The 15,367-nt window shown below is 58.8% G+C and carries 14 protein-coding genes; 9 read left to right on the top strand and 5 right to left on the bottom strand.

The window, feature by feature from the left end; genetic code table 11:
• Nucleotide 1 precedes the first annotated feature (1 nt).
• The 6 genes from C8265_RS06080 (at nucleotide 2) to C8265_RS06105 (ending at nucleotide 6,466) form a co-directional block, all read left to right on the top strand.
• Entirely contained in the window at nucleotides 2–1,081 is a 1,080-nt protein-coding gene (locus C8265_RS06080) for a carbohydrate ABC transporter permease (RefSeq protein WP_108483113.1), read from the top strand.
• Nucleotides 1,078–2,175 (top strand): ABC transporter ATP-binding protein, encoded by a 1,098-nt coding sequence (locus C8265_RS06085; protein ID WP_338065771.1) that lies wholly within the window; start codon nucleotides 1,078–1,080, stop codon nucleotides 2,173–2,175. Before C8265_RS06080 ends, C8265_RS06085 begins: the two co-directional genes overlap by 4 nt.
• Nucleotides 2,172–3,173 (top strand): Gfo/Idh/MocA family protein, encoded by a 1,002-nt coding sequence (locus C8265_RS06090; RefSeq protein ID WP_108483115.1) that lies wholly within the window; start codon nucleotides 2,172–2,174, stop codon nucleotides 3,171–3,173. Before C8265_RS06085 ends, C8265_RS06090 begins: the two co-directional genes overlap by 4 nt.
• Nucleotides 3,174–4,172 carry a Gfo/Idh/MocA family protein gene (locus C8265_RS06095; protein WP_108483116.1) on the top strand — a complete coding sequence of 333 codons (999 nt, stop codon included), beginning with the start codon at nucleotides 3,174–3,176 and terminating at the stop codon, nucleotides 4,170–4,172.
• Entirely contained in the window at nucleotides 4,169–5,245 is a 1,077-nt protein-coding gene (locus tag C8265_RS06100; protein WP_240610995.1) for a Gfo/Idh/MocA family protein, read from the top strand. The genes C8265_RS06095 and C8265_RS06100 overlap by 4 nt, the downstream gene beginning before the upstream one ends.
• Before the next feature lie 81 nt (nucleotides 5,246–5,326).
• Nucleotides 5,327–6,466, top strand: coding sequence for an aromatic ring-hydroxylating oxygenase subunit alpha (locus C8265_RS06105; RefSeq protein WP_108483336.1), 1,140 nt, complete (start codon nucleotides 5,327–5,329; stop codon nucleotides 6,464–6,466).
• 120 nt (nucleotides 6,467–6,586) lie between these two features.
• Here the strand turns inward: C8265_RS06105 and C8265_RS06110 are convergent, their stop codons facing one another.
• Nucleotides 6,587–7,231, bottom strand: coding sequence for a 50S ribosomal protein L25/general stress protein Ctc (locus C8265_RS06110; RefSeq protein WP_108483117.1), 645 nt, complete (start codon nucleotides 7,229–7,231; stop codon nucleotides 6,587–6,589).
• Nucleotides 7,232–7,450: 219 nt separating this feature from the next.
• Between C8265_RS06110 and C8265_RS06115 the strand changes: the two genes are divergently transcribed.
• Complete coding sequence (locus C8265_RS06115; RefSeq protein ID WP_108483118.1) at nucleotides 7,451–8,620, top strand: MFS transporter; 1,170 nt, start codon at nucleotides 7,451–7,453, stop codon at nucleotides 8,618–8,620.
• On the opposite strand, the gene C8265_RS06120 is transcribed toward C8265_RS06115, so the two are convergent.
• The 3 genes from C8265_RS06120 to trpA form a co-directional block, all read right to left on the bottom strand.
• On the bottom strand, nucleotides 8,587–10,479 hold the full coding sequence (locus tag C8265_RS06120) for an amylosucrase (protein WP_108483119.1): 1,893 nt from the start codon (nucleotides 10,477–10,479) through the stop codon (nucleotides 8,587–8,589). The two genes, C8265_RS06115 and C8265_RS06120, sit on opposite strands and share 34 nt — an antisense overlap.
• 7 nt (nucleotides 10,480–10,486) lie before the next feature.
• Nucleotides 10,487–11,656, bottom strand: coding sequence for an alpha-hydroxy acid oxidase (locus C8265_RS06125; RefSeq protein WP_108483120.1), 1,170 nt, complete (start codon nucleotides 11,654–11,656; stop codon nucleotides 10,487–10,489).
• Between the two features lie 87 nt (nucleotides 11,657–11,743).
• The gene (trpA, locus tag C8265_RS06130; RefSeq protein WP_108483337.1) at nucleotides 11,744–12,535 is read right to left on the bottom strand and encodes a tryptophan synthase subunit alpha; all 792 of its coding nucleotides are present in this window, start codon (nucleotides 12,533–12,535) and stop codon (nucleotides 11,744–11,746) included.
• Between the two features lie 96 nt (nucleotides 12,536–12,631).
• Here trpA and C8265_RS06135 point away from each other — a divergent pair, with 96 nt between their 5' ends.
• Entirely contained in the window at nucleotides 12,632–12,823 is a 192-nt protein-coding gene (locus C8265_RS06135) for a hypothetical protein (RefSeq protein ID WP_108483121.1), read from the top strand.
• Between the two features lie 61 nt (nucleotides 12,824–12,884).
• Entirely contained in the window at nucleotides 12,885–13,982 is a 1,098-nt protein-coding gene (ychF, locus tag C8265_RS06140; RefSeq protein WP_108483122.1) for a redox-regulated ATPase YchF, read from the top strand.
• On the opposite strand, the gene C8265_RS06145 is transcribed toward ychF, so the two are convergent.
• Nucleotides 13,972–15,363, bottom strand: coding sequence for a UdgX family uracil-DNA binding protein (locus C8265_RS06145; RefSeq protein WP_108483123.1), 1,392 nt, complete (start codon nucleotides 15,361–15,363; stop codon nucleotides 13,972–13,974). The genes ychF and C8265_RS06145 overlap by 11 nt on opposite strands.
• Nucleotides 15,364–15,367: the final 4 nt, after the last annotated feature.

The raw sequence follows: 15,367 nt of genomic DNA on the forward strand, positions 1-15,367 counted from the left end.
CATGGGCCTTGCCACCTTTCTGACCCGCACGCGCGGCAGCGCCGACAAGGCAAATCGCATCGGCGCCGCTGACATTCTGGCCTATGGATATCTGGCGTTGGGCGTTTTGATCATCCTGGTGCCGGTGCTGTGGACATTCGCCAGTTCGGTCAAACCCGAACGCGCGGTTGACAGTTTCGACACCCGGCTTTTGCCAATGTCGCAAATCGAACGCCCGGTCGAAGGTGTGGGAAACAAAACCAGCTGGATTTATATTGATGAGGCCGGCACCACCCAAGAGGTGTTCAAGGCTGGCCCCACCCGGCGTGAAACCGACGTGGCCACATTCGATAACCCGACCGATGTGTTCACCGTGCCGCGCACCGGGTTGGAACCGAACGAAGAAGTACGGATCGCCACGGAAAATTACCTTGACCCGATTTTGAAACGAAATGGGCAGGATAATTTCACCTTCTTCACCTATCTGTTCAACAGTGTATTTGTCACCGTTATGGCCACGGCGATCACGCTATTGATCAACGCCATGGCCGCCTTTGCCCTGTCAAAATACCGGTTTCGCGGGCGGCTGACCTTTACCATCCTGATCATCGCCACCTTGTTGATACCCTCGTCGATCATTCTGGTGTCGCTGTTCTTTGTGGTCTGGTCGTTCGGCATTTTCGGCAGCCTGTGGGGCGTGATCATCCCCGCCGCTGCCACGCCCACGGGCGTATTCCTGTTGCGCCAATACATGCTGACCATTCCCGATGAATTGCTTGAGGCGGCGCGGATGGACGCCGCCAGCGAATGGCGCATTTTCTGGCGCATTGTGATGCCGCTATCGCTTCCGGCGCTGTCGGTTTTGGCAATCCTGTCGGTGATCTGGCGTTGGAACGATTTTTTATGGCCGCTGATCGTGCTGATTTCCGATCCTTCGGCCCATACGCTGCAAATCGGTCTGACCACGTTCAGCGGCGAATTTGATAGCGACTTCCATTATATCCTGGCGATGACGGTTGTATCGCTTATTCCGATCACCCTGGTGTTTGTGTGGCTGCAACGCTTTATCACCACCGGCATTGCGACGACGGGTTTGAAATGATGATACCGGCTTTGGAACTGAAGACCATCAAGAAATCCTGGGGCGCGTTGCAGGTTATTCACGGCATCGATTTGCATATCGAAGAGGGCGAATTTGTGGTGTTTGTCGGCCCGTCGGGCTGTGGCAAATCCACTTTGCTGCGTCTGATTGCCGGTCTGGATGACCCGACTTCGGGTGATATTCTGTTGCAGGGCAAGCGGGTGAACACCGTGCCTGCCTCTGAGCGGGGCCTGTCGATGGTGTTTCAATCTTATGCGCTGTATCCGCATATGTCGGTGCGCCAAAACCTGTCATTCGGGTTGGAAAACCTGCGCATGGACCGGGTCGAAATCGACCGCCGGGTCGATGACGCCGCCGCCCTGTTGCAAATTGATCCGTTGATGGCGCGCCGCCCCGGACAGCTTTCGGGGGGGCAACGGCAACGGGTGGCGATTGGTCGGGCGATCGTGCGCGAACCGCAGATATTTTTATTCGACGAACCGCTGTCAAACCTTGATGCCGAATTGCGCCTGCAAATGCGGGTAGAGATTGCAAATCTGCATGCGCAATTGGGCAACACGATGATCTATGTCACCCATGATCAGGTCGAGGCGATGACCATGGCCGACCGCATTGTCGTGCTGCGCTCCGGGCAGATTGAGCAAGTCGGCAAACCGTTGGAATTATACAACCGCCCTTGCAATAAATTCGTCGCCGGATTTCTGGGCGCGCCGCAGATGAATTTTCTGTCCGGCATGATCCACCCGGATGGCACGCTTGATATGGACTGTGGGCTGAAAATGCCGGTGCGGTTGGGGCAAACGCTGAGCCAGCCGGAAAAATGCACCTTGGGTTTGCGGCCCGAAAACATTGGCGTATCGCTGGACGGGGCCGGGGATATGACCGTGAAGGTGCAGAATTTCGAACAGCTTGGCTCGGTCACCTATATTTATACGGTTTTTGCAAATGGCGAAACGCTGACCGTGCAACTGGGCCAGCAAATTCCGTTGCGACGGGGCCAGGAAATTGGCGTGACGTTCGATCCAAACCGGTTTCATATCTTCGCAGGCGAAGACGAGCGCGCGCTGGAGCTGATCGGGCGGGCCACCGCATGAAAACCGCTTTGATCGGATTGGGCATGGTTTCGGCCACCTATATCGATGCCCTCGCAAAGACCGACATCACCCTGGCGGGGGTGTTTGCCCCTCGTGATACGGCGCGCACTGCGTTTCTGGAACAGCATCGCCTGAACGCACGGAACCATGGATCGATTGCTGAAATCGCCGCCAGCGATGTGGACTTCGTGATCGTAACCACACCGCCCAATGCGCGCGTCGACATCGTGGCCGAACTGGCGGCGGCCGGTAGACCAATCCTGATGGAAAAACCGGTTGAACGCAGTTTGGCGGCGGCCACTGCTTTGGTTGATATCTGTGAAACTGCGGGTGTTCCCTTGGGGATCATGTTGCAACACCGCGCCCGCCCTGTGGTGGGTGATTTGCGCCGTATGCTGCCCGAACTCGGGGCGTTGCGCATGGTTGAGGTGCACGTGCCGTGGTGGCGGCCGCAAACGTATTACGATCAACCGGGGCGCGGCAGCTATGCGCGCGATGGTGGCGGCGTATTGATATCACAGGCCATTCATACACTGGATCTGATGTTGTCGCTTACCGGCCCGGTGGCCCAGGTTACCGCGATGGCCGCAACCACCGGATTTCACACGATGGAGGCTGAGGATTTCGTCAGCGCCGGTTTGGCCTTTGCCAATGGCGCGGTTGGCACCCTGTCGGCCACCACGGCCAGCTTTCCGGGCCGACCCGAGACGATCACACTGCATTATGCCAACGGCTCGGCGCGGCTGGATACCAACCTGTTGTCGATTGATTGGCAGGATGGGCGGCGCGAAACATTCGGCGCCGCCACAGCCAGCGGGGCAGGGGCCGATCCGATGGCGTTCACGTCAGATTGGCACCGCGCCATGATCGAAGATTTCGCCGCAGCGCTGAGCCAGGGGCGCGCGCCAATGGTGCCCGGGTGCAGCGCATTAGAGGTGCATCGCCTGATTGATGCGTTGGAAAAATCGGCCCGTACCGGCGCCCGGAGGAACGTATAAATGCCATTCAAACTGGGCGTCATCGGTATTGATCATGGTCATATCTTTGGAATGTTGGGGAATATGCTGGCTCAGGGCTGCACCTGTGCCCAGTGGTGGACGGACGGCACCGCAGTGACCGAGCAGAAGTTTTCCGAAACTTTTCCAAAGCTTGAAAAGGTCGCCGATTACCGCGTAATTCTGGACGATCCCGAGGTGGCGATGGTGCTGATCAGTGCCATTCCCTGTGATCGTGCCGATCTTGCCATCGCGGCGATGGAAGCGGGCAAGGATGTGATGGTCGATAAGCCCGGCTGCACCACATTGGCGCAGTTGGCCGCGATCAAAGAGTGTCAGGCACGGACAGGCCGGATCTGGACGGTGAATTTTTCAGAGCGGTTCGAAGTGGCCGCCGTTGCCAAGGCCGAAGAATTGGTGAACGCCGGAGCCATCGGGCGGGTGGTTCAAACCCTGGGCTTGGGGCCGCACAAGCAAAACCTGAAAACCCGGCCCGATTGGTTTTTTGAAACCGAAAAATTCGGCGGCATTCTGTGTGATATCGGCAGCCACCAGATTGATCAATTTTTGCATTTCACCGGGTCAGACAGTGCCGAAATTGCCCATGCGGCTGTTGAAAATACAACAATGCCCGATCATCCGGGGTTTCAGGATTTTGGTGAAATCGTGCTGCGCTCGGACCGGGGGCGGGGGTATATCCGGGTGGATTGGTTTACGCCCGATGGCCTGCCCACCTGGGGGGATGGGCGGTTGTTTTTGCAAGGCACCGAGGGGCAGATCGAGCTGCGAAAATATACCGATATCGGCCAGCCACACCGCACCGGCAATCTGTATCTGGTGAACGGCCAAGACAACGTTCATATGGATTGTTCGCAGATGCCGCTGCCTTATTTCCCGCGTTTATGTGCCGATGTGCAGGACCGCAGCGAAAACGCCGTATCGCAGCGCCATACATTCACGACGATGGAATTGGCGATTCGTGCACAAGGCATGGCGTCATGATCCGCAGTGTTTCAATCATCGGCGCGGGCATCGGTGCGCAGCACCTTTTGGGCTACGGGGCGCTTCCCGACCGTTATCAGATTCACAGCATTTGTGACTTGGATGCCGAGCGCGGCGGTGCCTTGGCGCGAACGCATCCTGACGTCACCTATGGCAATGATTACAACGCCATCCTGGCCGACCCCAAGGTTGATGTCGTTGATATCTGCCTGCCACCCCATTTGCATTTTTCTGCTATTCTTGCGGCGCTGGAGGCTGGCAAGATCGTGGTCTGTGAAAAACCATTGGTCGCCTCATTGGCCGAAGCCGATCAACTGGCCGACAAGGTGGCGCAGACCGGCGGCATTGTTTCGCCTGTGTTTCAATATCGCTATGGGCTGGGCACGGCGCAATTGCTGGCGCTGATTGAGGCGGGGCTGGCGGGGCGCTGTTATGCGGGCACGTTGGAAACCCACTGGAACAGGGAAAAACCCTATTACGACATCCCTTGGCGCGGCACCTGGGCCGGTGAGCGGGGCGGCGCATTGCTGGGCCATGCAATCCATATTCACGATCTGTTGGCTTGGTTGATCGGCCCGGTGGCGCAGGTGTTTGCCGATACTGCCACCCGTGTGAATGACATTGAGGTGGAAGATTGCGCCGCCCTCTCGATCCGCATGGAATGCGGCGCGCTGATCACCAGTTCGGTCACGTTGGGCGCGGCAGATGATACCAGCCGGATGCGCCTGTTGTTCGAGGGTTTCACCGTTGAATCCGATCACGCGCCCTATTCCCTGGCGGAAAAATCATGGCGGTTTACTGCCCGCGCGCCGACCACACAAACGCAAATTGATGCGGTTCTGGCACAAGTGAGCGAGGCGAAAACAGGTTTTGCCGGGATGTTCGAGGCATTGGCAGATACGTTGGATGGCCAGGGCGGGCGCGATGTAACGCTGCAGGACGGGCGGCGCAGTCTGGAATTTGTCACCGCGGTCTATGCCTCGGCGCGCAGCAATCTGCCGGTTGCCCTGCCCCTTGCGCGCGATCACCCGCTATATGGCGGTTGGGTGCCCGATGCGGCCCGCGAGAGGTGAAATAGCGCGCCGGATGCTTGCCCCTGCGGCCCAAATCGCGGCATGCTGGCGGTGGATGACACAGACACAAGGCCCCCGGTTATGAACATGCACCCCACCCCCGACGCGGCCCGGGAATTGGCGCAAAACGTCGCGCTGCCGTTTGAACAGGCCCGCGCGATGCCGCGCAGTGTTTACACATCCGAGGAATTTCTGGCGCGCGAACTGTCAGAAATATTTGCCAAGGAATGGGTGTGCGTTGGCCGTTCGACACAATTCGCCAAGACCGGGGATTATATAACCGCTGACATTGCCGGACAGCCGGTCATGGTGCTGCGGGATGGCGATGGGGTATTGCGCGCCCAATCAAACGTTTGCCTGCACCGTATGTCGACCCTGTTGCAAGGGGCGGGCAATGTGCGCAGCGTCGTCTGCCCCTATCACGCCTGGACCTATAACCTGAATGGTCAGTTGCGCGGTGCGCCGGGCATGGCGCTGAATCAGGGGTTTGACCGGCACGATTATTGCCTGCCGCAACTGCGCTGTGCCGAATGGCTGGGATGGGTATTGGTATCGCTGAACCCCGACGCGCCCGACCCGCATTCGCATCTGCAACAGGCCGCCGATCTGATCGCGCCCTATGGTCTGGAGAATTATGTGCAGACCTTTCAGGAGCATCACCATTGGAACACCAATTGGAAGGTGTTGGCCGAAAATTTCATGGAATCCTATCACCTGCCGGTTTGCCATGCCGACACGATTGGCGGCTTTGTCAGTCTTGAAGAAATGGATTGCCCGCCGTCTGGTGCGGCCTACAACTATCACACGATCCTGAAAGATGCCGCCGCGCCACTGACCAATGCGCATCCGTCCAACACCACGCTGAGCGGTGATTTGCGGCGCACGACGGTGTTGTTGACCGTCTATCCAGCGTTGATGATCACGCTGACGCCGGGATATTTCTGGTATCTGTCGTTGCATCCCGACGGGCCGGGCAAGGTGAAAATCATCTTTGGTGGCGGTCTGTCGCCCGACTATGTGAATGATCCAAAATCGCACGAACACTTTGCCGCGCTGAAAGACCTGTTGGACCGGGTCAACCAAGAGGATCGCGGTTGTACCGAAAAGGTATATACCGGGCTGTGTTCCGATCTGGCACGCCCCGGCCATCTGAGCCATCTCGAAAGACCGAATTACGATTTTGCGACCTATCTCAACGACCGTATTCAGGGCCGCAGCTGACCGGCACCGCCCAAGGATTTACCGATCATCCTGACCTGGGCAAGGCGCGGGGTGGAACGATAAAAACACAAAACGGGGCCCGGTGAGGGGCCCCGCCTGTGCGTTTCACGAAAGTGGAACTTATTCTTCGACTGCGGATGCCGGTACTTCGTCGGCGGCCACTTCGTCTTCGTCTTCGGATTCCGAAGACACCAGACCGGCCGGTGCCGACAGGTTGGCGATGACGAAATCACGGTCGATGGTCGGGCGCGTGCCTTCGGGCAGGGTGACCGACGAAATCGTGACCGTATCGCCAATTTCCAGACCTGCGATCGAGATTGTGATCTTTTCAGGAATGTCACCGGCGGTGCAGCGCAGTTCGACTTCGGGGCGAACCATGGTCAGCACGCCGCCTTTTTTCAGGCCGGGGCACTCATCTTCGCCCTCAACCTCAACCGGGATAAACAGCGATACACGGCTGGTCCGGCGCAGACGCATGAAATCAACGTGCGTCGGCAGATCCTTGACCACATGGCGTTGTACGCTGCGGCAGATCACGCGCACATCTTCCTGGCCTTCCATCTTCAGATTGAAGAGGGTCGACAAGAACCGGCCAGCTTTCAACAGCTTCAGCAGTTCGTTGTAGGGCAGGTTGATCGGCAGCGGGTCAGCGCCGCCGCCATAGACGACTCCGGGCACAAGTCCTTCGCGGCGTGCGGAACGGGCGGCCCCCTTGCCTGTCCCCGTACGTGGCAGCGCCTGGATGTCTGGGGTATTACCAGCCATTGCAGTTCTCCATTTGATTCTAAGTTGCGGGCGGCCTCCAAGGGTGTCCGCCCATGAGTGCGCGGCTATAGGCGATATCGCGCGCCTTGGAAAGAGATTGTTGCAAGGTGGCGCGATGGAATTGAGCGGGCATGACACAGCAACGCCAACGGCGCGCGCTTTGGTGCGGGGTGTGACATTGCACTTGCCGTTTGCATCTTTGGCTGGCAAGGCCCGATCATGAGTATTTTGTCCGCAGTTCGATTGTCACGCGCCCCCGCTTTGGCCTTTGCCGGAATGGGCGCATTGTGGGGAACATTTGCCGCGTTTGTTCCGGTGATAAAGGCCGGTCTGGGCGCCGGTGACGCGGCGTTTGGGTTGGCGTTGTTGTGTTCGGCAATTGGGCTGGTGATGGCGATGTGGTTGGCGCCTCTTGCCGATGCGCGGTTGGGCCGGTGGGCGCTGCCTGTGGCCTCGGCGGCGCTGTCGCTGGCGTTTTTATTGCCCGGTCTGGCGGGCAGTCTGGTTGTTTTTGGCCTGTGCATGGCGTTGGTCGGAATGGGTTCGGGGCTGTGTGATGTGGTGATGAACGCGCGGGTCAGTGAACTTGAGGCGGCGCATGACCGGTCGCTGATGAACCTGAATCATGCAATGTTTTCCTTTGCCTATGCGGTTGCCGCGCTGATCACCGGGTTCGCGCGCGAGGCGGGGCTGCCCCCCATCGCGATGTTTTCCGCCGTCAGCGCCGTGGCGTTGGTGGCCACAATGGGTATGCGGATGCCCGTTGCGGTGATCGAAGAGGTCGCAGGCGCGGTGCGGCGCGCCTTTCCCACCCAGATCGTGTTTTGGGGCGGCGCGATTGTTTTGATCGGGTTCATGGCCGAAAACGCCGCCGAAGGCTGGTCGGCGCTGCATATCGAACGCACCTTGGGCGGCGGCGCGGCGCAAGGCGCGTTTGGCCCGGCGATGTTGGGCCTGACCATGGGAATCGGGCGGTTTTCGGGGCAGTTGATTGCCGACAGATTGCGCGCCAGCGTGGTGATCCGGTGGGCGGCGATTGTATCGGCCATTGGCGTGTTGGTGGCGGCGGGGGCGGTGAACCTTGCCATGGCCTATGTTGGATTTGCGCTGTTTGGGTTGGGCATTTCGGTACTGGCGCCCATGGGGCTGGCGTTGGTCGGACGGCGCGTGGCCCCCGAACACCGCACCAAGGCGATTTCGCGCACTGCCGTGATTGGATTTCTGGGGTTTTTCATTGGCCCGCCATTGATGGGCGGGGTGGCGGAACTCGCCGGTTTGCGGATGTCTTTTGCGTTGATCGGGGTGCTGTTGCTGACGATTGTGGCCATGCTCGTGCCATTGCGGCGCAGCGAATATCAGGTGGCAGGCAGCAGCCAAACCCGCCCGTAGGGGGGCAGGATCACCGTGTCGCCTGCCAGCGGCGCGTCATTCAGCGCGTCAATGTACCGGGTGCCCGGGATCAGGCCCAGGGTTTCACCCGCAATCTGTTGCACATGTTCGGTGAAATTGAACACCGCCGTCAGAGTTTGATCATCACCCAGACGCTGAACGACAAAAAGCGCCGGGTGGCCGGTGTGTAAAATGCGCGTGGGAACATTGCCCGCCAATTGTGGGGTGGCCTTGCGCCGGGTCATGATCGCGCGGGTGCCGCGCCAGATGCGCGCGCTTGGCGTACCGCCTGCCTCGGCCGCTTGGGCGGTCACCCAATCCATCGCCGGGCGCTGCATCCAGCGGCCATCGCCCGCCAGATCAGGATCGTCGCGGTAGCTGTGATTGTTCAACAGGCCAATCTCATCGCCCATATAAATCAACGGCATCCCGCCGAACGATGCGATCAGGGCGTGGCCCAGCAATATCCGGTTCACCGCCAGATCAATCTGCCCCTCATCGTCCGATTCCAGCGCCGTTTCCAACCCGGCAAGCGAGGCAAAGCTGCCGTTGGTGCGCCGATCACCGGTTTCTGGGTTCACCTGAAAATCGGCACCGCGCGCCCAACTGCCCGGAAACTGCCCGCTGTAAAAATCGGCCAGAAACGCCCGATGGCCCGGCCCCGAGATTGGCGGAAATCCGGCGGCATCGCGATCATCAATCGCCCATCCGATATCATCGTGACAGCGAATATAGGTGGCCCATTGCGCGCGGCGAAACGATTCGGGAAAATGGTGCGCCAACACGCCCGACATCATTCGCGTGTCGCGCGCGGCCAATGATGACCAGAATTGCACCATCAGATTGTTGTGATAGGCAAAGTTGCTTTCGCGCCCCGCATGGCGGCCTTGGCCCAGATACGCCACCAAGTCGCGTGGCCCGACAATGGCTTCGGCCTTGTGAACCATTGCCGGGGCGGCAATGCGCGTGGCTTGAACGATGGCCTGCAACAGATCATGCACCTCGGGCAGGTTTTGGCACCCGGTGCCCATGCGTTTCCACATGAAGGCGACGGCGTCCAAGCGCATCACCTCGGCCCCGTTATTGGCCAGATCCAGGATGATGCCCAGAACGGCCAAGAAAACTTCGGGGTTTTCCCAGTTCAGATCCCATTGGTATTCGTTGAACGTGGTCCAGACCCATTTGCCCATATCGGGGTAATAGGTGAAATTGCCCGGCGCCTGATTTGGAAACACCTCAACCAGCGTGCGTTCATATTCACGCGGCAGGGTTTCATCGTCAAACATGCGATAGAACGCTTGATAATACGGATCGCCTGCGCGGGCCTTTTGGGCCCAGTCATGTTCTTTGGCGGTGTGATTCAGCACCATATCGATGCAGGTTGAAATCCCCGCCGCACGCAGTTTTTTGGTGGTGGCGCGGAAATCCTTCATTGTGCCCAGGGCGGGATTGATCGCGCCATAATCCATCACCGCATAGCCGCCATCGCTATCGCCGGGGCGGGGTTTCAGGCAGGGCATGAAATGGGCATAGGTTACGCCCATTTTTTGCAGATAGGGGATGTGTTTTGGCACATCGCGCAGGGTACCGGCGAATTTGTCGATGTAAAACACATAGCCGACCATGTTTTGACTTAAAAACCAGTCTGGCATCACATCGCGCGCCAGATCCAGCGCCCGCAGATCGCGAGGCCGCGCCGCCCATTTTTCCGCCAGCAGCGCGCGCAGACGGGCAATGAAATCGCCCATATCCGTATGGCGTGCATAAAGCCGGTCTAGGGCGGCGCGCAAATCGCCCAAGCTGCGCTGCCAGCGCAGATCAAACAGGGGGTCGGGTTTTGTGGCGGGCGCTTGGGGCATAGCGGCCCTAGGTATTGCGCCGCCAGCGGTAAAAATCATCGTCGATCAACAGGATGTCGCGGTCCACATCTTCGATGTTTTTATGCCCGCACAGGGCCATGGTGAAATCCATCTCTTTGTGAATCACATCCAGCGCCGTTTCCACACCCTTTTGCCCCATCGCGCCTAGCCCATAGATAAACGCGCGGCCGATATAGGTGCCTTTGGCCCCCAGTGCGATCGCCTTGAGCACGTCTTGGCCCGACCGGATGCCGCCATCCATGTGCACCTCAACCTGATCGCCGACGGCATCGATGATTTCGGGCAAGATCCGGATTGATGACAGCGCGCCATCCAATTGCCGCCCGCCGTGGTTGGACACGATAATCGCATCGGCCCCGATTTTCAGCGCCATTTTGGCGTCTTCAACGTCAAGAATCCCTTTCAGGATCAACTTGCCGCCCCATTGCTCCTTGAGTTTGGCAACCTTGTCCCAATCGAGCCGCGGATCGAATTGTTCGGCCGTCCAGGCCGACAGGTTGGCCACATCGGTCACGCCCTTTGCGTGGCCCACGATATTGCCGAACTGGCGGCGCGGGGTTTTCAGCATGTCCAAACCCCAGCTCCATTTGGTGGCCAGGTTTGCAATGGATTTTGGCGTCAGCTTGGGTGGGGCCGACAGGCCGTTTTTGATATCCTTGTGCCGCTGCCCCAGGATTTGCAGATCCAGCGTCAGCACCAGCGCCGAACATCCCACATCCTTGGCGCGGGCGATCATGTTGGCGACGAAATCCTGATCGCGCATGACATAGAGTTGAAACCAGAACGGTTTGCTGGTTTCGCGCGCCACGTCTTCAAGGCTGCAAATCGACATGGTGGACAGGGTGAACGGCACGCCTTTTTTCTCGGCGGCCTTGGCGGCCAGAATTTCGCCATCGGCGTGCTGCATCCCGGTCATGCCCACGGGGGCGAGGGCGACGGGCATTGAAACATCTTCGCCAATCATTTTTGTGGCGGTGCTGCGCCCTTCCATATCCACGGCGACCCGTTGGCGCAGGCGCAGCAAATCGAAATCGGATGAGTTTTCGCGAAACGTCTGTTCGGTCCAGGCCCCGGATTCGCAGTAATCGTAAAACATCTTTGGCACGCGGCGTTTATAGATGCGTTTCAGGTCTTCGATTTCTGTGATGTGGGGCATGGGGTGTCCTTGGGTATTGGTCAGAAAACGTTACCGTTTCACGCAGGGCCGGGCAATGGCATAAGTGAAGACGCGGGCGCGATGATCTTAGGCCCGGTGCGCGCCATCCGACAGGGTTTTGACAAAGGTCAACACCTCGTCAACGGATTTGCCCGACGCCAGTTCGCTGACAATGGCCGAGCCGACAACACAGCCATCGGCGATGGCGGCAATCGCCTGACTGGCCTCGGGCGTGCGGATGCCAAAGCCCACGATCACAGGCAGGTCGGTGGCGGCTTTGATCCGCGCGACCTCGGGGGCGACATCGCCCGCTTCGGGTGCGGCGGCGCCGGTGATGCCGGTAATCGAAACATAATATACAAAACCGCTGGTGTTCTGCATGACTTTGGGCAGGCGTTTGTTATCGGTCGTGGGGGTGGCCAGACGGATGAAATTCAGCCCCGCCGCCTGGGCGGGAATGCACAGTTCGGCGTCTTCTTCGGGGGGCAGATCAACAATGATCAGCCCATCAATGCCCGCCTCTTTTGCCTGTTTCAGAAATGTATCCACGCCGCGCGAATAGATCGGATTGTAATATCCCATCAACACAATCGGCGTCGTATCATCGTTTTCGCGGAATTGCCGGGCCAGATCCAGTGTGCGGTTCAGGGTCATGCCGCCCTCAAGCGCGCGCTGACCGGCCAGTTGGATCGTTTCGCCATCGGCCATCGGATCGGTAAATGGCAAGCCCAATTCGATCACGTCAACCCCGGCCCCTGGTAACCCTTTGACCAACGCAAGTGAGGTGTCAAAATCGGGATCGCCCGCCATGATGTAGGATACGAATGCTTTTTTACCCTGTGCGCGCAGGTCTGCGAATTTGGCGTCGATCCGTGACATGATGATCCCCCTTTTTACCCCACGGGGTTTGCGCGAATTGGCGGACAAGATCAATGCCTGCCTTGTCTTGGGCTGCAAACTCCCCATATTGGTCCGATGAATTATGTTCTTGCCCTGTTTTTGCCGCCACTTTCGATCCTTTTGACGGGTCGGATTTTTGTGTCGATCATCGTGTTCCTGATCTGGGTGCCTGCGATCCTGATTTCCGGGGGGCTGGGCCATCCGATCTTTATCTTGCTGGCCTGGTTGTTGATCTATCAGGCGCGTGAGGACCGGCGCAGCAGATAACCTTGCACCTTTGGGCGCGCCGCCCTAGAACCCGCCGAGTTTCATGTAAGGAGAGCGCGCCATGGGGTTTAAAATGGGGATCGTCGGATTGCCGAACGTGGGCAAATCGACCCTGTTCAACGCGCTGACCAAAACCGCCGCCGCACAGGCCGCGAATTTTCCGTTTTGCACGATTGAACCCAACGTGGGCGAAGTGGCCGTGCCCGACGCGCGGCTTGAAAAACTGGCCGAAATTGCAAAATCCAAGACTATAATCCCCACCCGGATGACATTTGTCGATATCGCGGGTCTGGTTAAAGGGGCCAGCCGGGGCGAAGGGTTGGGCAACCAGTTTTTGGCCAATATCCGCGAATGCGATGCGATTGCTCATGTGTTGCGCTGTTTTGAAGACGGCGATGTGACCCATGTGGAAGACCGGGTTGATCCCGTGGCCGATGCCGAAACCATCGAAACCGAACTGATGCTGGCCGATCTTGATTCGGTCGAACGCCGTCTGGCGGGCCTGTCGCGCAAGGTGCGCGGTGGCGACAAGGAGGCGGTGCAGCAGGAACGCCTGTTGCAACAGGCCAAAACCGCGTTGGAAAACGGCAAACCGGCGCGCACCGTCGATGTGCCCGAAGACGACGCCAAGGCATGGAAATTGCTGCAACTTCTGACCAGCAAACCGATCTTGTTCGTGTGCAACGTCGCCGAGGATGAAGCCGCCAGCGGCAATGCCCATTCCGCGGCGGTGGCAAAAATGGCGGAAGAGCAGGGCGCGGGCATTGTGGTGATTTCCGCCAAGATCGAAGAAGAAATCAGCCAACTTGAATCGGACGAGGCCGAGATGTTTCTGGGCGAATTGGGTCTGGAGGAAGCGGGGCTGGATCGGTTGATTCGCGCCGGTTATGAATTGCTGGGCCTAGAAACATATTTCACCGTTGGCCCGAAAGAGGCCCGCGCCTGGACCGTGGCCAAAGGCACCGCCGCGCCCCAAGCGGCAGGGGTGATTCACGGCGATTTTGAAAAAGGTTTCATTCGCGCCGAAACCATTGCGTTTAACGATTTTGTAACGTTAGGCGGTGAGAATGCGGTGAAAGAGGCGGGTAAAATGCGGATTGAGGGGAAAAGTTACATCGTCAAGGATGGCGATGTGCTGCACTTCTTGTTCAACACCTGATCCAGGTTGCGGCCTGTTCCAGATCGGCGCGAAACAGCGCTGTATCGCGATCGCGCAATTCAGCATCGGGCACCCGCAACAAATAGGACGGGTGATAGGTGATCAGGATATCCTGACCATTGTGGTGTTCAATCTTGCCGCGCCTTTGGCCGATGTTCTTGCCACTGCCGGTCAGCGCCTGCGCGGCGGTCGCGCCCATGGCCAGGATCAACCGGGGTGATATTTCGGCTATTTCACCGTTCAGCCACCATTTGCATGCCTCAATTTCGGGGGCGTCGGGGCGTTGGTGAATGCGGCGTTTGCCCCGGGCGGTGAATTTGAAATGTTTTACCGCATTGGTAATAAACACCCGCTCCCGCGCCAAACCCACCTGTTTCGCCACCCCATCAAACAGTTGCCCGGCGGGGCCGACAAAAGGGCGGCCCGACAGATCCTCGTGATCGCCGGGTTGTTCGCCCACGATCATCACGTCGGCATCACGGGGCCCTTCGCCCGGCACCGCCTGTGTCGCGGATTTGTACAACGGGCAGCGGATGCAGGCATTCAGTGCGTCAGGCGTGGGGGCCACGGGCAAACGGGCCAAAATCCGGTCACTGCGCAGCGGCGGCAGGGTTGGTGTGGCCTCTTGCATGTCACGGGCGCGGCGTTCGGCCTGGGCGATCATATCGGGGATCAGCGTGGCCTCGGGCAGGTTTTTCCAATATTTTTTCGGCATTTCCGCCTGCATCGCTTTCACCTTCAACCGGGCCGGATTGAAGATATTGGCATAATAAGTGCGCCATAAATCCTCGGTTGCGTCGTCGGGCAGGGGCGGTTTGGTTACACCATCGCTGAACCGAATCTTGCCGCTTTCGAAATGCGCGGTCAGGTGCGGTGTCTGGATGATCCAATCCATATCACCAAACCGATTGGCGAAAAACGGCGCGGTGGGTTCGGTGATGAAATGGGTCGGTTCGAACCACGCGGCAAAGCGGCGGCGCGCCCCACCATCGATTTCACGAAACCGCACAAAGGCGGTCATCTTGTGTTTGTCGCGGCGCACCGCTTTTTCCATCTCGCGCAGCTTTGCCAGCCCTTGATCGCCGCGATCCGACATCAGGCCGGGCCTGTCGCGCAACCGCCACAACAGCGTGTATAACCGGCCAAACCGCTGCGGATCAGAGTGCCAGACCGCCACATTCATCAGATCAACATAGGCGCGCGGGACCGACAGGTGTTTATTTGGCCCGACCGGGGGTGGCGGCGCGGCAAACAAATCGCCGTCGGCGTTATCAAACTGCCAGATCACATGTTCCGGCGCGGTGGCACTGCCCAAAAGGCCGCGCGCCGCCTCCCGAAACGCGGTATCCGAATGGCGCATGGGGATGTGGACCGTCGGCATATGC

The sequence above is a fragment of the Oceaniglobus ichthyenteri genome (genome assembly GCF_003057885.1).
Taxonomy (GTDB): Bacteria; Pseudomonadota; Alphaproteobacteria; order Rhodobacterales; family Rhodobacteraceae; genus Oceaniglobus; species Oceaniglobus ichthyenteri.